This is a genomic window from Halococcus thailandensis JCM 13552, assembly GCF_000336715.1.
GTDB classification, from domain to species: Archaea; Halobacteriota; Halobacteria; order Halobacteriales; family Halococcaceae; genus Halococcus; species Halococcus thailandensis.
On sequence record NZ_AOMF01000100.1, the window covers coordinates 1 to 18,653 of the forward strand.

Consider the following 18,653-nt stretch of genomic DNA (forward strand, 5'->3'; position numbering starts at 1 on the left):
CACATGCTACACTGGGACTCCGCCTCACGTCTGGCCGATTTCTACGCACTTGCTCGTACCGTGACTGGTAGAGTGGACAACTAGCGACATTCACGCCAAATACGAGCACTATCAGCCACTTTATCTCGAAGATTCTCACACACTTGGCATCGGTATATATGACGACCGAAAAGTTGCAGTGGGTGCGTACAACGAACAGGGTGAGGGAAAACACATCGCCATGATCGTGAGCGAAAATCCAAGTATCGTTGAATGGGCCAAGAATACATATGAGTCATACCGAAATATGGCCTACTGTCCGGAAGAAAATCCACCAGATATTGATGGCGGTTTCGATGGACGACACTGGTGATTACGTACCCACTCCTCACGTAGCATTGGCAGCGTAAACTCAGCTAAATTCCAAGGCCGTTTCTTTCACGACAGATACCGTTTCGGAATCCGAAGGGGCGTTACGATAAGTACACCCTCGCCCCACGACGGGTAGAGTCAAAGCGAATGAAACGGGAGAAACTGAGATCGGATGTGGGTGCATTTGCCCATACGCAGAACACTCCGCTACTCAGAGGCGTCCATGTCGGCGACAAACTCCTCGGATTCAGTGTCTGGATCATGCAGATAACGCTCGCCCAGCTCTGTAACACCGTAATAAGTTCTCGCTTCATCAGGGAGAGGCCGATCAATCAATCCATGCTCAGAAAGTGGCCCGCGTACTCTCCGCGAGACATGGTTTGCCCCTGGAGCAGCTTCCTCTCCATATCGTTCCCGGATACCGAGCATGATAGCCTTCGGGGGGAGAGGGAACCCGACCTGATCGAGCACTCGCAGGATCTGCTCGTCAACTTGGCTCATCCACGGTACCCACGGCGGCATTGATACACGAATCCAGCGTCCCTCCGCTTAACACCGCTGGACTAGATCAGCAGATACATCTTTTGAGCTATCAATGAATAACATCTATGCGCAGTTTTTATCAACGCTGGTCTCAAACAGAGATGATGTCAGAGGCTACATGATGTACAAAACCCCACTCAATCGGCGCAAGCGATGTCAGCAAGCGTCAAGCAGCGGGTGCGGGACGGACGCTCGGCTCACGGGCGTATCGTGTCAGCGCGGGAATCAACGTCGTAACCTGAGTGACTGGTCCTCACTCGGTATCGGTACCCGCGCTGACTGTCTCTGGCAACATCGGATTACTGACAGTTTCAATCACAACCAATCCAATGAGCCAAAGCAAGACTTACTCTGGTGTCCATTCACCTAAGGATACCGCACGTTCGCGGCACGCACGACATGACAACCATCCAGAGGAGACTGGCGATAGCGACACGGTAGAACCCGCCTGTCGTGCGAGAGAAGTCGGACGCGGGATCGACCGGCGCGAATGGCGCGAAATGTCGTATGACGGTCGTACCCGCACGTTTTACGATGCGTGTGAATGGTCCGAATGTTACCCCGACGGCCCTCCCGACGAGAACGAGATCGAGACAGTTGTGAGGAGCTGTCGCAAGCCAACCACCTATCATCGTCCACGAGACGACAGCGAGCTGTGCGAACACGAAACCGACGCTCCTGAAACCAGCACGAACGACACTCGCATCTCACAAGATGCCATTGAGTTGATTGGGTCGATTAGCTCGCTCACCGATCTTGAAGAAGGGCAGCGAGTCATCTGGCCGAATCGGGAGCAACCGCTGCGCGTCACCAAAACCACGGGGAAACCGGACGGGATGGTTGGCCTTCAAGGTCCTATTGGAGGCGAATATCAAGTCGAAGGGCGGCCCGAGTATCCCCAACCATACTACCTCCCCAAAGCCGGTTACGTCAGCGCGATCATCCGCGTGCGCGTGGCGATCTCGGTGGAGGCAGCCTAACGTAGATGGCTGCACGCACCTCACCACAACACTCGTACACGGGTTCTCTACGGACTATCAGAGCGTCATACAAAACCATAAATACCAAGCGATGCACCGTCAGTCCAAAGCAAGGGCTAACGAATCAGTGTCGACGAGAAGGGCTTGGACACCTCTTTCTCGCGGCCCATGGCAAATATAGCTTTCGCCCTACGCGCAGAGGCGTTGCCGTCTCTCGCTGGGTGGCCGACTCGGCAACGAGTAGAGTCAGCCGTGGGCACGACGGCTCTCCCGGCCGTCAGCACTCCAATCACGGGCCATAGATAGACATGGCCGCACGTAACAGAGCATACACCCACCGACACGATGAGGCACAGCCAGCCGATCAACACAACGACGACTCCGCCCGGAAAGCCCGAACGCGGATGCGCCGCGCGACAGAAGTCGCGCGCCATCGCGAGCAGGCGACTCTCGACAACGGGGACAAACTCGCCGGCTCTGAAATCGGAGACCGACAGGGGGAGGTCGCCTAATGCAACCCGACGTACACGGGCAGGTTGCCGACGCCAACGCCCCCGAGACGACCCAGTGCGCCGTCTGTCGCGGCAGCGCCGAACACTTGTCGAGCGCGTGGCAGGGTGAGGGCACTGCCTATCATAACTATCAGTGCCAGACTGACAGCTGTCCAGCAGCCGGCACGCTCATCGAACACGAGAGCGGTGAGGACCACCGTATCGGCCCCGTGTTCGGCGACCACGATCTCGCCGTCCGTCTCGCCACGCGCGAGCATCCTGATGCACCCGCCGAAACACGGGAGGCCGAAGCATGAGCAACCAGCCGGCCGCGACCGTCATCTGTACGAATATCGACCGATTCGGCGCAGATCTTTGGAGCGAGAACGATCGACCACACCACGCTTCCGCTGTATCCACCGAAGCGAACGAACAGAATCATGCGGCGGTCGCCTCACAACACGTGCCAGACGAGCGTGGGCATCGAGAGGAGCCGAGGTGAGGCTGTATGTCGGATCAGCATTCACCACAGCAGCAACAGCACCGGCGCTCACAGTCGGACAACCCCGTCATCGAAATCACACACCAGTTCCCCGCCGCAACGGATGTGACAGTCCGACCCAGCGAAGAAGACAACGAAGCGTGGCCACCCTCGAAACTCCACCGCGAACTGTACGACGCTGAGGAGAGCGAGCTCACCGACCGACTGCATGAGAGCGCGCGATCGATCGGTCGGCGAGCGCCGTCAGTGGCGAAGCTGTGGAACATCCTCGAGGAGAGCGGTGTCGACGCTCTTGATGGCGGCTACGCGGACCTCTGTATGGGGGTTGCGAAGGGACGAGACGACGATGCATACGAACTGACGCGAATGACCCGCCAACTCGGCGGGAATACCAGCCACGATGTGCGGACGAGCCTCGACGACATCCGGGGCGGCGACCCCGCGCTGTTCGCTGCTGCCGAGGGCGTGACGCCCACGATCGCCATCTCGATGGCTGGGTTCACCGACGTTCGCAAAGACCAACGCCAGAACGTCCTCTCGCTGATCCGTGCCTACGCTCGTGGCTGTCGTGTCGTTCTCGTTGCCGGTCCTGTCGAGCGGACATTCCTATGGTTCAAACATCGCGAAGAACTCCCCGGCAGCGTTAAGGACGACTGCAAGCCGCGTCTTGGAGAGCCAGCAACTCCAGCGGCGGTCGAGACTCGCGTCGAGGACGCCCGCGCTGCCCTCGCCGCTGATTCAAAGCCCGTCGCTATCCTCCGTGCGATTGCCAATGAAACGAGCGAGACGGTGTCCTATAGCGCGCTCGCTGCCGAGATGGGTGTCGGCCGCGGGACGATCCGCAACCATGTCACGCAGCGGCTCCAGCCCCACGCACTCGTTGAGCGCTTCGACCACCTCGGCACCGCCCACGTATCACTGTCCTATATCGGCCGCCAGTTCTTGGACGCTCTCGATCGTGAAATCGGCGTCCAGAGCCGACTGAACGATTCCGTTAACTCGACCGGAAATCCGTCCGACAATAGCCGTGTAACCCCGCACGCACACGAGGGCCGCCACAGCACGGGGGCGGAGGTTGGAGGCGGAAGCGGTGCGGAGCAGTGCGGTAGCAGTGGCGGTGCGGGAGCATCCGACGACCACGACAGCCACCGCAATCGTCTCCCGCACTATCATCAGGTGCGGGACGCCGCACGCCACCGCTACGCCGCCGCTGCTGGCAGTGCTGTCGAGGGCGGTATTGGCCTCGTTGACTACCCGATTTCTGAAAAGGAAACCGACCGTGCCGAACCGCACTGGTACTACGATGAGAAAGCCGATCGGCTGTACGTCGGCGCCGAGTACGATAACCCCCTGCAGTGGTGGACGTGTATTGCAGTAGCGTTAGCCAACCCCCGCACGTTCCGGCATGTCCTCACCCCGGAACGTATTGAAACAGGGAAACTCGGCGATCTGCTCGCGGACCACACCGACCTGTTACGAGATTCGCGATGTCTCGGCTACCTCGCCGACAGAAACGCGACCGCCGAGGATTACACTGACGCACTCTTGGAAGCCGCAGAGGACCTCCGTGATCTCACGAGAGACCTCTATCATGGGAATTTCGAGGACGAATGCCGCTTCCGGGGCGACATCACCCGCGAAGCGCACGGTCTCGCCGGGACGATGGCTCACCTACTGGATCTCGCCGATGTCGAGGTGGTTCGAGAGGCACGTCTGCCTCGCTTCTCGCGGGATTTCAAACCGTCTCAGAAAGCCGACCTCGCGGAAACACTCGCTATCGGAGCGTCCATCCAGTCGAAATACGGCGAGTTTGCTGCCTATCGTCAGCTGTGCGAAACCCGCGAGGAAAAACGTACGTTCGAGCCGTCGGTGGACGCCGAAGACCCGTTCGGCGAGTGTATCGGCTCGTTCGTGTTGGTCGGGAAAAGCATCGAGAGCTTTGCCGGCCGGCTTCGCCGCCGGCTCTCGAGTCAGGAAACCCGCGACGACGCACCGGAGTTTGCGGTGAAAATCCCCGTCGAAGTCGCGACCGATCGCCAACATGTCGCTCACACAGTCAGAGAGATGTGCCGACAGAAATCTATCCGTCCAACCCGTGAAGCGACCTCAATGCTTGCAGCGCTCACCGGAACACCCTACGACGTGGCTGAGGCGTTGCACAACCTCGGTTCAGAGAGCAAAGCCCCCAGTCGAGAGTTCCGCCTCGACGAGGTGCGCTACGCCCTCGGTACGCTTGACAGAAAGCGTATCCTTCCTGCAATGGAGAAACCCTCTCTATCGAAGGTCGTCCACACCCTGCTCGTGATCGACGAACCACTCATCCAAAGTGATCTCGCCGACCGAGCAGGCGTCTCAGCACGATCGGTTCGCACTCACACTGAGCGACTGCATGCGTTTGATTTCGTTCGCAGGACCGACGATGGATGGCGGTTCGCACTGCCGTTCCATACTGATGAAGAGCGTGGCGACGATATTCGGCCGTGGTTCGTGGCAACGGACGATTCGGAGGCGGACGAGACATTCGTTCGGGACGTGCTTGATGATGTAGTCTGTAACTTACTCGACGTCGACCGCTATGCCGACCCTGAGGACCCAGTAGCTGGTGCGCTGTTCGGCCCACCGGGAGAGCTGATACCGGCACTACGGAAGGCGTGGGTGTGGATGGACCCGTGGATACAGATGGTTCGAACGCTTCTCGATGCGCCAAGGAGTACACCGCCAGGCCGGACGATCGCGACAGTCGGCATCAAACCCGAGCAAGCAAGTCTCGCTGCAGCCACTGGAGGCGGGTAGTATGTCTGACTCCACTCGGTACAGTCTCTCGTTCGATCTTGACTGTCCGACCTGTGACAAATCGAGCGCACATCTGCCTTCCATCGGCGTATGGGCGTGTCCGTTCTGTGGCCGCCTCGCTATCGAATACACCGATACAGCGGATGGCCCGGTTCTCGATTATCTGCCGGGTGGTGACGATCCAGTAGAGAGTATCAAAGTCCTTGGCGAGTTTTCGTCTCATGATGGGCTAAAAAGCCATGCTCGGCACGCCATACGAGTCCAAAGACGATCTCCTCGACCTACCGCAAGAATCGACGAGTCGACGGTGGAATCCTGAAAGATCGGCGTGGACAGTCGATACGAATGCGATCACCGAAGTCAAAGAGCATCTGCGAGAGGTCGGTTGGCCAGTGATTGACCTCGTTGACCTCCGTCGCGAGCGCCGCCAGGAGGGCGATGATGACCGTCGATACTGCTGACGCTACTGACACCGCCAACGCCGTTTCGAGGACGAGATCGTTGCAGTGCTCCAAGGACTAGCCGGGAAATCAAACTGTGGAAATTACGGCTGTCCGAGGGCCCTGGCGACTCGGTGAAACTACTCGCTGGAGCACGGTCTGGACTCGTTCGTGCCCATTTGGAGAGTGTAGACTACACATTCGCGAGCTCGAGTTGCCGGTCGGTACGAGGGAGGTGATATCGTAGCAATTACTACATCACGTTTCCGCTATTCTCGGCACCTTGCATCCCAAGTGAAACTCCCGCTGCTCAATCGTAGTTTTGAGAGGTTTTACCTTGTGTAACATCCGGACAATAAGCGAGCTTCGATTGGTACATAAGGTAGAATTACCGATGACCTGTAATTTCACCAGCAGTTTGCTGACTATGTCAATTCACGTTATCCTGCAGGATGTGACAGACGGGGCCATCGAACAGAGTCTCGCGATCAGTGACTCATTGTTGTCAGATGACGGCCACGTACGGGTTGTATTTCATTCTCAATATGGCTTTGGCTTCAATAGACTTCAAGTGAATCTGATCGACAAATGGTTGTAGGAATAGAATGTTGATCAAGAGTAGTTGAGGTATCTCTGGTGGAAGAGATCATCACACTGGTCGAAGAGGTGATAAACACTCGACTAGGCACTACCACTGCGGCCGAGAAGCCTGACGTTTACGCTGAGAAGGGTGACATACTTCGGTAGTAGATGACAAGGGAATAACGGGTTACATCCACCGAGCTGCTGGCGATGGAGCGAGGCACACACCTCTATCGATTTGTTCCTAGGACGTACCTCCACACGCGGCACGCACACCCCTATCGATTTGTTGTGAGATAGTTAATTGGCAAGTTGAGCAGTCACCACAGCACGAAGCTCCTCATCGTGTATATCGTTGAATCGAGAATCTTCCCGAAGAGTCTCGATAATAGTTTGTGAGTTTTCACCGAATGTGAACTGGAGATAGCTTCCGGAATGTGGGCCTTGGCTCCTCCGTTCTGCTTCCACCAAGGAGTATGTTGTGAGCTCTTTCATCTTGTTCACATACGTCTCTTGATGGTATTGGTCGGAACCAAGCGTCTCGGTAAGATATCGATATACTTGGTATCCCGTAGGACTTTTTGCCGTACTATTTTCAGTTTCTCTGGCGACTGCAGCAGTCGCAAAGAGACAGAGCTTTTTCTGCGTACTGATCCCACGTGTGACCTCGAGAACACGATTTTTCTGTACTCTGTCTTGTGCTTCGCGAATATGTTGCTCACGAACTTTGTCGGCTTGCGCTTTTTCTGCGATCGATCCCGACGTACGCATCAGATCGATAGCCTTGCGTGCATCACCGTGAGTTTGTGCAGCGAAAGCTGCTGCTAGCGGGATAACGTCGCTAGTAAGTGTGTTTTCGTAGAATGCGTCTTTCCGGGCTCGGAGAATCTCGCGAAGCTGGTTGGCGTCGTAATCGCTGAAGTGAACATCTTCAGGAGTAAACGAACTGAGAGCCCGGCTTCCTACACGCTCCATCATTTTTGTGTCGTTGGTGATCGCCGTCACTGATACCTGTGCGGTGGTGATTTCATCAGTGCTACTGGCGCGAGATAGCTGATAAAGAAGGCGTGAAAAGGCAGGCTCGTCTATATCTCGACGGCCAGCGAGCATATCCAACTCGTCCAAGATGAACACGACAGTATCGTAGTGTTCGTTGATGAGACGATACAGTTCTCGCCATTTTTTCTTGTTTGGAATGCCGTGTTCTGGGATATCAATCGTGGTCCCGACGTCGTTTGCAACTTTCCGAATGAGCTCGTAGACAGCCGATCCAAGAGTACCGACGTTCTGGCAGTTGAGTTCGATGACACCAAATCGAATGTCGCGACTCGCACAGAGTTGGAATATATTCTCACAGACAGCGTTGATAATAAGAGATTTTCCTGTTCCAGAAGGTCCATAAAGAAATAGATTCGGGGGACGTTCATTGCTGATCGCAACGCGGAGATGCTGTGTAATGTTCATGAGTTGTTCGTCGCGACCAACAATCCGTTCTTCTTCAACGATTTCGTTTGGCTCGAGTAGCCTTCGGTTTTTAATGAGACTGGCCGACTTCTCTTGTTCGAGGATGAGGTCTTTGATTGAGTCCGGAGATTCGGTAGTTCCCTCGGAATCTGGACCCGTAGTCATGAATTGACGCACTCAGACCAGTCACTAAAATCTTCCCCCTATCGATTTGTTATCCATGTATATAGCACCTATACAGCGACAGTTAGAGGTTTTCAGAAAACGATTGGAGAACCTCTAACGATTTGTTACTGGCAGTTGTGCCTCGTTTGAAAAAGACACTCCCACACCCCTATCGATTTGTTCTGGCCAAAGTATCCCCTCGATTGGATTGTAGCCTGTTCCCATCTCAGACAGCCAACAGGAGGTAGAGAAACATTGAACAATTCTATTCTAGCTAGTAACGAGCCAGTCTAGAAGAAGACACACCCCTATCGATTTGTTCGGTTAATCGCAGTCCCCCATCTGTGCTCTCTTCAACCGTTAGATTATCTCTTCTGCAGTATGTGGAATACGATTTTGGATCTTTCATCAAATTCTGCGAACTGGTGCGTAGCTTTGCTTCAGAACAAATCGATAGGGGTGTGAGGGTGGGTACTATTTGTTGCTATCATCTTCATTGGTGACACCATTATCATCATATTGGAATGAACGTCATCGCCCTCATCATCTACCAGCTTTCACTGAGGCAGATATACAGAATTTTGTCGTAGATTTTGATGTGACCGAACGTGAACGGTTCTGGTCGTTCACTACTGGCGCCGACGTTCACGCACGTAATATCCACGAAAACGCTTGCGAACACCGGCATTTTCCCGGAACGTATTGAACGTCTAGGTAATCTAAACTAGCCTACACACTCAGACTTACTCCGATCCTACAGAGCACGAATCTTGACAGTGACGTCGCACTCGTCAAATCCATCAGCGAGGAGTACGTCGCCACGGTCGACCACTACGGGACCGTCACTGCCTCGGACACACCCGGCGAGTTGAATCTCGGCGTCGTCTTGGGTTGTCGGCACTTCGGCGACATCGTCGTCGAGATATGGGCTGCTCTCGCTGGTGAAACCGTCCACCGGTCGCGGGCAAGGGCACTGATCTCGAATACAGTAGTGAGACCGCCAATACGTTCCTCAAGCATATGCGCAGGGATCAGACTCTCCAGGCGATTCTCCGATTCGGCCGGGACAAGGAGGGGGCGGGGTGTTCGCACACACAGCGGCACTGGCTGAGAGCTTGCCCGTAGTTTGGTGAAGGCGCGGTTGTCCACGCATTCTCGGAGGCTACGAAAGCCGTGACGAATGCCGCACAACGCTATCGTGGCCGGGAGTTTGCTGTCAGCGATGTCGCTGACGCTGTCGACTGCTCGCGACGGACGGTTCAACGGGTGTTGAACGAACAGGTCAAACTGGGCTATCTCGAGAAACGCGAGACGAAGAAGGCCTTGCCAACGGCTTCCAGAACCTCAAACGACCCAGTGACGGTGAGGTCGAGTTGCCAGAGCTCGATGAACCGTTTGACTCGGGGAAAGACGGGCCACCAGGGAGTTCTACCGGTGGACAAGCATCTGCTGACCCCGACGATTCCCTAGGAATATCTAGTACGGGATTTGTCTGGGTAGTCGCGGTTAGTGCAGGGGGTGAAGCCCGCTGTCGGAGCAATCGGGCAACACTCCCAGCTCCCGAAGGGACTGACCCGGCCGGTTTGCCGGGATAGTTCGGATCATTCCCGGCAATCCGTGAGGTTGGCGTGTGGTGACCGTAGCGGTCGGAGAGCCAGTGGCCTGTCCAGCGAGATACCGATCGTCGATTCGGCTGCCGGGATTGTTGAACTCAGGTGATGGTTTACTTGCGTGTGTCCCTGAGACTTTCTCATGGACGTGCCCGAGCCGCCAGCACCGGTGGTAATAGAGATGAACGACGGCGATACCCTCCGTGGCACGCTGATCGAAGAACGGACAGATGGATGGCTCCTCGACGAAGAGAGTGGTCGCCTGATTCTAGTATACTCACAGGATGTCGAGCAGATTGAGCGTGATACTGAGTCGACGAACTGAGCCCGACAATTGAATCGGTCATGGCCGCCCGGGAGAGTTGCTGTGTTTGCAATACACGGGTAAGCACGTTTAGCACATCAGGAAGGGTGCACCAGTTCTTCGTGAGTAGTGCCTACCGTTGCAACTATCAGTTGGTATGTCAATTTTCAATCGGCGATGTCGGTCATTCCAAAGGAGTGGGGCGAATTAGATTCGACCGCGGGTCTGCTCTATGAGCTTGGCTGGCTTTTGCTGATGTTTGTTGTCCTCGGTAGTCTCTTAGTGTTCCAACCATTCTTTTTCGACGTCAAAATCACGCCAATCCGTCTCAGCGGATCGATTTTCCTGGGTGTGGTGCTTGGTGTTTTGCTCGTTGTTTCAACTATGAGCGAGCGTGCCCGGCGGTTTTGGGAGATTCATGAATATCGGTTCGGGGCTCTCTTGGTGTTCTCGTTGCTGTTTCAGACAGTGTTACGTCTCGTACCAACGTGGACGCTTCTCACTGGAATCACTGTCTCAATCGTTACTGTCCCGGGTCGAATCGCGATCTATCTGCAAGCACGGACAGAGTAGATAACTATCTCTGCTCTCTACGTAGGATATGGGCACATCGGAGACCTTCGAAGAGACGCAGCGGTTTGGTCAGCCATGGATCTGGCTGCTCATCGGAGCCATCGGAACCGTCTCGGTGATAGCGAGCGCGGGAGTGGGACTGGTGATCGTCGCAGCTGTCGCCGTCCTCTTCTATTTCGCCCGTCTCACAACGGAAGTGCGCGAGAACGGTGTCTATGTGCGTTTCGCACCCCTCCACCGCTCGTTCCGGCACATCCCGTTCGATGAGATTGAGCAGTATAAACTCACGAATTTCGGTTTCTTGACCTACGGAGGGATCGGTATCCGGTGGACACCGTCGACCATCACATACATGACGACCCGAGGGAACAGCGTCAAACTCCACCGGGAAAATCAAAAGTCGGTAGTGATCGGCTCAGAGCGTGCTGACGAGTTAGTGACGGCAATCACTGAGGAAATGTGAATTGGAATACAACAACTAATGGTTAGCAGTAGCGCCACTGGAAAGTGACAAACCTTCCGTGTCTTGATGAGAGTCATTCATCACTGATTTCGGCGAGACGGGTTTGGATCTCGTCATCATCGGCGTCTGAGAGAGCTTCCAGACCGAATTGTACAACGAGGGGGTAGAAATGCCGGTTCTTCTTGAATTCATCTTGGCCGGCTTTTCGGAGTTTCAACTGGGACTCTAAGTACGTATCCTCAAGTTCGTCAAGAATCTCGTCTGGGACATAGATCGTCCGACCGTTCCATTCTTCCTTGATGTTTGTCTTCGTTTTTCTCGTTTCATTCGTTCCGTTCAGTGAATTCGTTTCAGCTGTTTCGTTCATCTCATTCGATTCTTCCTCATCGTCCTCGTAGTTTCCCTCAATACCCGAGGCGTCTCCCCAATCATCACTCATACTTCCACCTCCTTGGAGGGTGTTTTCTCGAACGTCTCGTCAAACAGATCGGCGATTTCGTTGAACAGGTCACGAGCGTCTTCAACACGCTTGTTCTCCTTGCCAAAGCCGAAAATCGACACTCCTTCTCCAATTGATTGCGAGAGATCTGTGCGCTTCGGAATCTCAAATAGAGGCAGCGAGTATGCCGATTCGATCTCCTCGATAGTGTCCCGATGTTCGGCGTTCTGTTCAACGCGGTTGCAGACGATGGCGAGACGATTGATATCACCGTAGGCTGGTTCGAGCGATCCCAGCTGCTTTGCGAAAATCTGGAGACTATTGGCGTTTAGTTGCTCAGGGATCACCGGAATAACCACATTCCCACTCGCAACGAGTGCATTATCAGTAAGAATGTTGAGAGATGGTGGCGTGTCTACGATGATGTAGTCGTAGTCGTTATCGAGTTCGTCGAGAGTCTTCCCCAATCGCTCTCGACTTTTTGGAGCTTCAAGCAGAGTTTGGATGTTCTTATTGTTTGCAAGTTTCTCGCTGGCAGGGAGTATGTCGAACTCTTCGTGCTGAATGATGATATCGTTGACCGACTCCATCTGATCAAAATCAAGAACGTCGAATAGCGTCGTCCGGTCGGTGTCGTAGTACAGATCGCTATAGCCGAGTGAGCATGTGAGCCCCCCATGATAATCGATATCGACAAGAAGTACGTCATAGCCGCGCGCGGATAGTGCGCCGCCTGTATGGATGACGTCCGTCGTTTTCCCTGCGCCTCCTTTTTGATTCGCTACGGTGATTCGTGTGGTGTTCGTATCGGTCATATCTATTGTTCCTTTCTGTGATGCAGCCAGTTCGTTTTCTTCGTTTCTTTCGTTCTATTCGTTTGGCTCAGTGCGTTCGATGCAAGCGTTTCGCTCAATGAGAGAATTCCCGCGAAGTTAAAAGCTACTGTTCGTTACATTCACCGACCAGAACTCGTTCGTTAAGTTCGTTCTGTTCGTTCTGTTCGTTTTGCTCGTTTCTATTTCTCTATGATTATAGTAGATAGTGTATAGTCTTACTCGCTCGGAATGTACACTGGAGGAATGACGAAGCGGTCTTCAAAGGGTCTATTCTGTCATCCCAACTGTGACTCCATGTGCTCAATCACCGTCCAGATAGTCAGAACACGTATTCGCCCCTCGTAGTACGTATTTTTGAGCACTCCATCGATAGCTCGCTCAGCGTTTCGATCATCCATCAAGATTCCAACGGAGTCATGCGATGTTGAACCGAGCAGCATCACGGCCATGGCTGGCAGTTCCGCATCGGTCTTCCGCAATTCGTCAGGGGGTGTCTGCTCGAATTTCGCCAGTCGCTCCTGTGCCCGCTCCATGACATCACCGGCTCGTGGCCCATCATGGATACGAACACCCGGCTGGAGGTCGCCAAGGAGCGTAATCCACTCTGTCGTGTCTGCTCGGTCCACCCAGTCGATGCTGATGTATCCACGCTGCTCATTGAGTTCTTCGACAACACCACTGGTCAGATACAGCTCTCGCTGCTCAGTTTGGACGTAGTTGATGAATATTTGATATGCGGAGCTGTCCGTGCCACCGATTGTCCGCAGGAAACTCGTATCGAGAACGAGAGCCGTCGGCAACGGTGACGGATGGTCCTCACTCATCGGCGCGCTGGTACGGAGCCTGCTTGAGTGCCCGTTGGTGAGTATCTACCTCAAACGAGACGTCATCGAGCATCGGATCGGACTCCTTCACCACAGCGATGATCCGCTCGATGGCTTGCGTGACCGCAATCGCCTCCACAGCAGGAACACCGAGGATATCCGCGACGCCCCGTCGCGTTGTCTCGCCTTGCAGGTAGTTGATCGTCGCCGTAACTGCGGGGGCGAGTGCGGCCTTCCCGTGACGGTCGATGAACAGTTCGAGATCATCGTTTGTACTGGTCGCTCCATAGACTGCGATGATGACCGGGCTGAGGTTGATCGTCGTTTCGTCTGTCCAGTTGCCGCTCACAGGGTCAGCACGCCAGAGCGCTGACCCATCTTCGTGGGTGTCGAGCTCCGTGGCGACGCCCAGTTCAGCCAATGTATTAGCGTACTTGTAGGCGGTACTTTTCGAGAATCCTTGCCGGTCACGGGCAGCGGTGACTGTTGTTGGAGAGTTGACTAAGAGATCGGTGTAGAAGCACGCGAGTTCGGGTGTTGCCAGCAACTCTTGGACAGCGAAAAATTGGTGAGCTGTATCCCCTGCATCCGGTGGATGAGTTGGGATTGAGGCGTTCGACATAGTCTATAGTACGCGAACTATAGACTAAACTGTTCCGGTGGCTCAAACCTCAATGCGAGCCAACCTTTCGTTATTTCACCTATCGCTTGCAGGATGGGGATGCAGCGATAGCTAAATCATTGGATGCAGAATCGCCTTCTACTCGACGTGTTCAGGATATCGGAAACACCGAAGTGGATGGGTGGTAGTATTCTTGACTGGCATGTCACTACTCGAACGTCTCCTGGGAGAGGATACACCGGACGAACAGGTCGATCTCGAAGAGCGACAGCACGAAGCGGATGATACCAGGATGAGGCCCGACACCAGCCGGTCTGTAGAATTCTGCGACCAACCCGTCCTCGTGGATCGACGAGCGGGTAACGCCGGACGCGGTAAAGACACGCTTCACCTCGGTGGAGCCGAATGTCTTACCATCGGTTTCTATAGTGAGGGCGGCAGTTGTGTCTCGGACATACTCGTTTTCGACATACGCAGACCGATCGGAAACCGGTTGCATCGACCAGAACGGCCCCATCGGATCAGCAGTGTCGTACGCTCCCTCAACCGGCGCTTGGGATGCCGTATCAACGACGCCGTCTTCACTCGCCCGAAAGACCGTTTGAGACTCCCACGTATTGCCATCAAGAGGCATAGACGCCCGGAGCGTCACGCGCTGATTTGGCTCAAGCCCGACAATACGGATGTTTATCGACTCGTCGAAGAACACTTTCTGAATGTCGGCATCCACGTCGGAGCTACTCTTCACAACATGAGAAGGAGCCATATCAGCGGTCCTCATTACATCTAGTTAGCATTTTCTATCTCGTTGCCCGACCGTGAGGCTCGTTTCCAAAACCAGTCAGTGCTGCTGTTTGCGGAGGAATTCGAGCAAAGCGTCGATGTCCTCTGGCGAGGCCGATGATTGGCCGAACATGCTTTTGAATCGGTGGTCCAGCCCGCCGCCTTCGATGAATTCCTGAGCGTCCGTGAGCTGGGCTTGGAGTGCGTCTTCGTCTCCTCGATGAAGATGCGATGCCACGGTCGGAAAGTCGACGTAAGGGACGGCGGCGAGGATGTCAGCCAGATCGGTTTTGCGGGCGCTGTGGAGTTTGGCAGCTACCAAGACCTCACCGTCGGCGACGGAAGCGGTGGTTGATCGTGTTCCTCCGGAGATGGTCGTCTCGGAGCTGTGATCGCGGAGGTAATCGAATGACCACTCAGCCTCGGTCTGGCGGCATCCCAGACCGTTTACCAGTAGATCGACGCCGATCGGGTGAGGGAGCCCTTCGGTCTGCTCGAAGAGTTCGATTTCGCGATCGTACGTGGTCTCTTCCGGCGGTACTTCGAGCTCGTTCTTTCGTTCGAAATCGTGCTCTTCTAAGAACGTCACCACGGAATCCGTATCTGCGGGCGCGATGACGAGATCCAGATCGGTCGAAAAGCGCGTCTCAAACTGCGAGACGGCGTACCCGCCGACGAGGACGAAGTCGATAGTGGAGTGCTCCAGGTCCGCAAGCACATCGATGAGGGCCTCGCTTCGTTCTTCTTGGCTCATGGCGAGGCTGGCGTCGCGTGGTAGTCAGCCTCGGTTTCGAGGTCGTCGTACATGCGATCGAGGATGTCCAGTGCCGACTCGAAGGTCGCGTAGTGCTCGCGCGCGAACGCTACGGTCTCAGACCGTGAGATAACTGGCCGCCCGTCGACAGTCTCCGCATCAACCCGTGCACGCGGTTCAAGAACGATCTGCAGCGGTCCAGGAATCTCGTCGACTGGCTGGCGCTGTTGAGCCGTGGGAATCCCGAATCGTTCGAAGAAGCACTCCCACTCTTCGAGATCTGTCTCGCGAATGGCAATGAATAGCGGGTAATCCGTCTCATCACGTGCGACCTGGTAGCCGCCCCGAGTCCAGACGTAAACGGCGTCGATCGCGGTGTAAGCGAACTCCATGCCCGCGAACTGGGGGAGGACGTACGCTTCCGAGATGGTGGGCGGAGATACAGCTGCTGCGGCCGTGAGGAAGCCGAGACCTGCCTCCCGAACGGCGTCGTCGACGACAGACAATCCCTCATCGTACTGGACGTAGCCGGCCTCTTCGAGACGGTTTACAGCCCGCCGGATCGTCTCGCGGTTCTCATTGATCTTGCGAGCCACGCCCGAGATGGGGTCGCCCGACTCGATAGCGAGGAGCGTCTTGAGCTCTGTTTCACCGCACTGTTCGAACATCGTATAGTTACACAAAAGTGTGCAACAGTAAAGTGCTTGTCGTTGGGAGGTGGCTTGGAGTCCGACGATTTGCAGTAGAAGGCTCGAATCCTGTCGAGTGCCATCTGTGACGTATGTTGCCCGAGGGACGCCAACACTCCCGAAAAATCGCTGTCCGAGACTGATGATCGTGGTGGTGATCCGTGTCAGAGCGTGAGGTCAGTGATGTCCCAGTTCTGTGGAAGATCGTTCTCAAGGCCCTCCTCCCTGACGAGGCTCCGGATGCGGTGTTCGACATCGTCCTCCAATTCGAAGTCGAATCCGAGGTCGTCGTGCCAGTCCCAGTACCGTGGGCTGGTGGGCCAAAAGTAATCGCTGGCGGCTCCAGCGGGCGCATCCAAGAGCCAGCGTGCTCCGGTAATCGTCTCGTCCAATCGATATGTAATCTCGTGTTGAACCACATCGTCGTGGATCATCCGTTCGAGGAGGTCGACAGCCATGTGCTGATCGGCATAGAAGGCGTGTTCGAGCATGGGGCTTGTCGAGAAGATATGCTCCGAGGCATGCTCGTGGATCTGCTCTGCGACGGCGATATCCGGGTGTCCGATGCCCCACCCGTATGGGTGGAGGCCTTCGATGATGAAATCCTGCTGCTCGCCAACTTGGGTACGGATAGTTTCGAGGTATTCGAGCGCGTCGACGGGAATCGCCTCAACCCCCTCTGTGAGTCGCGTTCGAATGAAATTCCGCCCGATGACGTTCTGGAGAATTGTGGTCACGTGCGGGAAGCCCTCGGCCGTGTTCGGGTGATACGCGTCGAGGAGTTCTTCGAGAATCGTCCAGCCCTCCGCTTGGGTCGCCTCATCGAGTACGCTGATGAGTTGTCGTCGATACCCGTTTCGAATGCCGGAGTATCTATCGGATACACCCGATTCGCTGGCGGACTGCAATTCACTCTCGTAGGTCGCCATCGCCTCAGCGAGACTGTCTGGTGTCGCAGCTGTCTCGCCTTCGAGGAACTCGTCGAGCGATTCGAGTTCGACGGTGTCCGGTCTGTAATCCGTTTCTTCAGATGGTCTCGGGTCTTCTGTATCCGCTGAATCAACGATGGTCTCCTCGGATACCTCCGTCGACGAGCAGTCGTGAAGGCGGAGGCGTGTGAGCGTATCGAACTCTTGGCCACAGTCATCGCATTCGTGGCTCATGGCCAGTTACTCCGGACAATCAGCGGGTAAGAGTTTATATTCCAGCGTGACCAGTTCGTGTCGTCCGGTTCACTTTCGATGTGAACGGTCGGTCGTCTCTGCTCGTTGGTGACCGGGAAAGGGCATTCTTCGAGCACCGCCGTTCATCAGGCCGATAGTGTCGAGATAGTCATCAATATCGAATAGCAGAGAAGAACAATTAACTGTCCTCACAGTAATGGTCTCGCTGCCACATTCGTTGAATAAATGAGACACGGAGGAGGATGAACAGATAGCAGAGACGATCGCGTTCGTCCAGATCCAGTTGGCGGATCATCTGCCCGATTGTCGTCTCAGAAGCGTCGTACTCCGTCCCGCCTCGCAGTAGTCCACTAGCTGATTGCTCAATCTCTTCGGGGCGTTTGTACTGAGCGTCGCTGTCCCAGTAGTCCTGGTCGGTCCCGAAAACCAGAGATGGTCCTGGTTGAGCCCCACCGCGCGGTTCAGCACCGTCTGGAACTCGTCGAGCGTGCGGTCTCTCACAACAGCGATGTCACGCCACAGCGAGGTCGGATCGTACTCTGACTTCACGCGGAACCGGTAGGTTGGCATCTTCCTTCATCGGCTCCGGGACGAACGGTTGTGAGTTCGTCGGTACTGTCTTGTTCCAACCCATACAACGTACCGGCATGGCAGATCGTGATTCCGATTCTGACGATACGGATCTGCTGGATCTCGCTGATCGTGACGCCGTCATACGATTTCTCGAGCGAAACGATGTCGCACTTCCAGAAGGACTCACGATCGAGAAGATCAAATCTCGGGGTTGCTGGTGGGCCATTGATAACGAGTCGTTCAGCTTCCGAGTTGAGCGTCATCCGTCGGGACTGTTCCCTTCGACATCGCCGAGCGGCAGGGGGATGCCGACACCCGCACGGTGGCACATTCGTAAGCGGTACACCTACGACCTCACCACCGGCGAGTGGGACGTTGCCGAACTCATGCGAGAGTTCGCGTTCGATGCTGGGTTGCTCGTCGACGCGGAATTCGAGCAGTTCCCGAACAAAGACATGTGGGATCAGGCACTTGCCCACGCCGGAGACGCCGAGGACCCAGAGGAGGTGCTTGACGAACAACTCGCTCTCACCCAGCAGATGTATCGAGACGCGTTTGAGGACGTACCCGAAGACCACCTGGAGGAGATGCTCACCGTCCTCGAAGAGGCGTTCTGGCGGCGAGCAGGCATGGACTGATGTGAATCATCTTCGTGAGGAACGCCTCCATCCGGAAAACCCTCATATCC

General features: G+C 55.3%; 20 protein-coding genes and 1 pseudogene. 11 read left to right on the top strand and 10 right to left on the bottom strand.

The annotated features are described in order from the left end of the window. Nucleotides 1–88 precede the first annotated feature (88 nt). Nucleotides 89–352 carry a transcriptional regulator FilR1 domain-containing protein gene (locus C451_RS24560; RefSeq protein WP_449271504.1) on the top strand — a complete coding sequence of 88 codons (264 nt, stop codon included), beginning with the start codon at nt 89–91 and terminating at the stop codon, nt 350–352. 206 nt (nt 353–558) lie between these two features. Here C451_RS24560 and C451_RS20845 read toward each other — a convergent pair whose 3' ends face one another. After that, nucleotides 559–852 carry a hypothetical protein gene (locus tag C451_RS20845; protein ID WP_080503490.1) on the bottom strand — a complete coding sequence of 98 codons (294 nt, stop codon included), beginning with the start codon at nt 850–852 and terminating at the stop codon, nt 559–561. 371 nt (nt 853–1,223) lie between these two features. Between C451_RS20845 and C451_RS04365 the strand changes: the two genes are divergently transcribed. From C451_RS04365 to C451_RS23630, 6 genes are all read left to right on the top strand, one after another. Continuing rightward, complete coding sequence (locus C451_RS04365) at nt 1,224–1,874, top strand: hypothetical protein (RefSeq protein ID WP_152420407.1); 651 nt, start codon at nt 1,224–1,226, stop codon at nt 1,872–1,874. Nucleotides 1,875–2,182: 308 nt separating this feature from the next. Beyond that, entirely contained in the window at nt 2,183–2,386 is a 204-nt protein-coding gene (locus tag C451_RS04370) for a hypothetical protein (RefSeq protein WP_007738138.1), read from the top strand. Next, on the top strand, nt 2,386–2,682 hold the full coding sequence (locus C451_RS04375; RefSeq protein WP_007738140.1) for a hypothetical protein: 297 nt from the start codon (nt 2,386–2,388) through the stop codon (nt 2,680–2,682). Before C451_RS04370 ends, C451_RS04375 begins: the two co-directional genes overlap by 1 nt. Continuing rightward, nucleotides 2,679–2,867 carry a hypothetical protein gene (locus tag C451_RS23270; protein WP_007738142.1) on the top strand — a complete coding sequence of 63 codons (189 nt, stop codon included), beginning with the start codon at nt 2,679–2,681 and terminating at the stop codon, nt 2,865–2,867. Before C451_RS04375 ends, C451_RS23270 begins: the two co-directional genes overlap by 4 nt. Nucleotides 2,868–2,873: 6 nt before the next feature. Continuing rightward, nucleotides 2,874–5,660: a hypothetical protein gene (locus C451_RS04385; RefSeq protein ID WP_007738144.1), complete on the top strand. Its 2,787-nt coding sequence runs from the start codon at nt 2,874–2,876 to the stop codon at nt 5,658–5,660. A 239-nt stretch (nt 5,661–5,899) separates the two neighbouring features. Beyond that, nucleotides 5,900–6,121, top strand: a complete 222-nt coding sequence (locus C451_RS23630; protein WP_007738151.1) for a hypothetical protein — start codon at nt 5,900–5,902, stop codon at nt 6,119–6,121. Nucleotides 6,122–6,982: 861 nt separating this feature from the next. On the opposite strand, the gene C451_RS04395 is transcribed toward C451_RS23630, so the two are convergent. Continuing rightward, the gene (locus tag C451_RS04395) at nt 6,983–8,311 is read right to left on the bottom strand and encodes an orc1/cdc6 family replication initiation protein (protein WP_007738153.1); all 1,329 of its coding nucleotides are present in this window, start codon (nt 8,309–8,311) and stop codon (nt 6,983–6,985) included. Nucleotides 8,312–10,063: 1,752 nt separating this feature from the next. Here C451_RS04395 and C451_RS21835 point away from each other — a divergent pair. The 3 genes from C451_RS21835 (at nt 10,064) to C451_RS04410 (ending at nt 11,261) form a co-directional block, all read left to right on the top strand. Beyond that, complete coding sequence (locus C451_RS21835; protein WP_152420408.1) at nt 10,064–10,246, top strand: hypothetical protein; 183 nt, start codon at nt 10,064–10,066, stop codon at nt 10,244–10,246. A 108-nt stretch (nt 10,247–10,354) separates the two neighbouring features. Then, complete coding sequence (locus tag C451_RS04405) at nt 10,355–10,798, top strand: hypothetical protein (protein ID WP_241431183.1); 444 nt, start codon at nt 10,355–10,357, stop codon at nt 10,796–10,798. Nucleotides 10,799–10,826: 28 nt separating this feature from the next. Then, entirely contained in the window at nt 10,827–11,261 is a 435-nt protein-coding gene (locus tag C451_RS04410; protein ID WP_007738156.1) for a DUF6141 family protein, read from the top strand. A 73-nt stretch (nt 11,262–11,334) separates the two neighbouring features. On the opposite strand, the gene C451_RS04415 is transcribed toward C451_RS04410, so the two are convergent. The 8 genes and pseudogenes from C451_RS04415 to C451_RS04450 all read right to left on the bottom strand — a co-directional run bounded on the left by C451_RS04415 (nt 11,335) and on the right by C451_RS04450 (nt 17,371). Beyond that, nucleotides 11,335–11,700, bottom strand: coding sequence for a hypothetical protein (locus C451_RS04415; protein ID WP_007738157.1), 366 nt, complete (start codon nt 11,698–11,700; stop codon nt 11,335–11,337). Continuing rightward, the gene (locus C451_RS04420; RefSeq protein WP_007738158.1) at nt 11,697–12,515 is read right to left on the bottom strand and encodes a ParA family protein; all 819 of its coding nucleotides are present in this window, start codon (nt 12,513–12,515) and stop codon (nt 11,697–11,699) included. The genes C451_RS04415 and C451_RS04420 overlap by 4 nt, the downstream gene beginning before the upstream one ends. Nucleotides 12,516–12,811: 296 nt before the next feature. Beyond that, on the bottom strand, nt 12,812–13,360 hold the full coding sequence (locus tag C451_RS04425; protein WP_007738159.1) for a hypothetical protein: 549 nt from the start codon (nt 13,358–13,360) through the stop codon (nt 12,812–12,814). Then, nucleotides 13,353–13,982, bottom strand: coding sequence for a DUF7437 domain-containing protein (locus tag C451_RS04430; protein ID WP_241431184.1), 630 nt, complete (start codon nt 13,980–13,982; stop codon nt 13,353–13,355). Before C451_RS04430 ends, C451_RS04425 begins: the two co-directional genes overlap by 8 nt. A gap of 352 nt (nt 13,983–14,334) precedes the next feature. Then, a pseudogene (locus C451_RS22750) lies at nt 14,335–14,763 on the bottom strand (acyl-CoA thioesterase/BAAT N-terminal domain-containing protein); the annotation flags it as partial. A gap of 60 nt (nt 14,764–14,823) precedes the next feature. Further along, complete coding sequence (locus C451_RS04440; protein WP_007738166.1) at nt 14,824–15,519, bottom strand: nucleotidyltransferase family protein; 696 nt, start codon at nt 15,517–15,519, stop codon at nt 14,824–14,826. After that, nucleotides 15,516–16,187 carry a helix-turn-helix domain-containing protein gene (locus C451_RS04445; RefSeq protein WP_007738168.1) on the bottom strand — a complete coding sequence of 224 codons (672 nt, stop codon included), beginning with the start codon at nt 16,185–16,187 and terminating at the stop codon, nt 15,516–15,518. The genes C451_RS04440 and C451_RS04445 overlap by 4 nt, the downstream gene beginning before the upstream one ends. A 185-nt stretch (nt 16,188–16,372) precedes the next feature. After that, nucleotides 16,373–17,371: a hypothetical protein gene (locus tag C451_RS04450; protein WP_007738170.1), complete on the bottom strand. Its 999-nt coding sequence runs from the start codon at nt 17,369–17,371 to the stop codon at nt 16,373–16,375. A gap of 668 nt (nt 17,372–18,039) precedes the next feature. Here C451_RS04450 and C451_RS04460 point away from each other — a divergent pair. Continuing rightward, nucleotides 18,040–18,603, top strand: coding sequence for a hypothetical protein (locus C451_RS04460; protein ID WP_049912913.1), 564 nt, complete (start codon nt 18,040–18,042; stop codon nt 18,601–18,603). The last annotated feature ends 50 nt before the right edge of the window (nt 18,604–18,653 follow it).

Bases quoted from the DNA above. Each gene is read 5' to 3' on its own strand.
- C451_RS20845 (WP_080503490.1), bottom strand. From the start codon at position 852: ATGAGCCAAGTTGACGAGCAGATCCTGCGAGTGCTCGATCAGGTCGGG.
- C451_RS04365 (WP_152420407.1), top strand. From the start codon at position 1,224: ATGAGCCAAAGCAAGACTTACTCTGGTGTCCATTCACCTAAGGATACC.
- C451_RS04370 (WP_007738138.1), top strand. From the start codon at position 2,183: ATGGCCGCACGTAACAGAGCATACACCCACCGACACGATGAGGCACAG.
- C451_RS04375 (WP_007738140.1), top strand. From the start codon at position 2,386: ATGCAACCCGACGTACACGGGCAGGTTGCCGACGCCAACGCCCCCGAG.
- C451_RS23270 (WP_007738142.1), top strand. From the start codon at position 2,679: ATGAGCAACCAGCCGGCCGCGACCGTCATCTGTACGAATATCGACCGA.
- C451_RS04385 (WP_007738144.1), top strand. From the start codon at position 2,874: ATGTCGGATCAGCATTCACCACAGCAGCAACAGCACCGGCGCTCACAG.
- C451_RS23630 (WP_007738151.1), top strand. From the start codon at position 5,900: ATGCTCGGCACGCCATACGAGTCCAAAGACGATCTCCTCGACCTACCG.
- C451_RS04395 (WP_007738153.1), bottom strand. From the start codon at position 8,311: ATGACTACGGGTCCAGATTCCGAGGGAACTACCGAATCTCCGGACTCA.
- C451_RS21835 (WP_152420408.1), top strand. From the start codon at position 10,064: ATGGACGTGCCCGAGCCGCCAGCACCGGTGGTAATAGAGATGAACGAC.
- C451_RS04410 (WP_007738156.1), top strand. From the start codon at position 10,827: ATGGGCACATCGGAGACCTTCGAAGAGACGCAGCGGTTTGGTCAGCCA.
- C451_RS04415 (WP_007738157.1), bottom strand. From the start codon at position 11,700: ATGAGTGATGATTGGGGAGACGCCTCGGGTATTGAGGGAAACTACGAG.
- C451_RS04420 (WP_007738158.1), bottom strand. From the start codon at position 12,515: ATGACCGATACGAACACCACACGAATCACCGTAGCGAATCAAAAAGGA.
- C451_RS04425 (WP_007738159.1), bottom strand. From the start codon at position 13,360: ATGAGTGAGGACCATCCGTCACCGTTGCCGACGGCTCTCGTTCTCGAT.
- C451_RS04430 (WP_241431184.1), bottom strand. From the start codon at position 13,982: ATGTCGAACGCCTCAATCCCAACTCATCCACCGGATGCAGGGGATACA.
- C451_RS04440 (WP_007738166.1), bottom strand. From the start codon at position 15,519: ATGAGCCAAGAAGAACGAAGCGAGGCCCTCATCGATGTGCTTGCGGAC.
- C451_RS04445 (WP_007738168.1), bottom strand. From the start codon at position 16,187: ATGTTCGAACAGTGCGGTGAAACAGAGCTCAAGACGCTCCTCGCTATC.
- C451_RS04450 (WP_007738170.1), bottom strand. From the start codon at position 17,371: ATGAGCCACGAATGCGATGACTGTGGCCAAGAGTTCGATACGCTCACA.
- C451_RS04460 (WP_049912913.1), top strand. From the start codon at position 18,040: ATGGCAGATCGTGATTCCGATTCTGACGATACGGATCTGCTGGATCTC.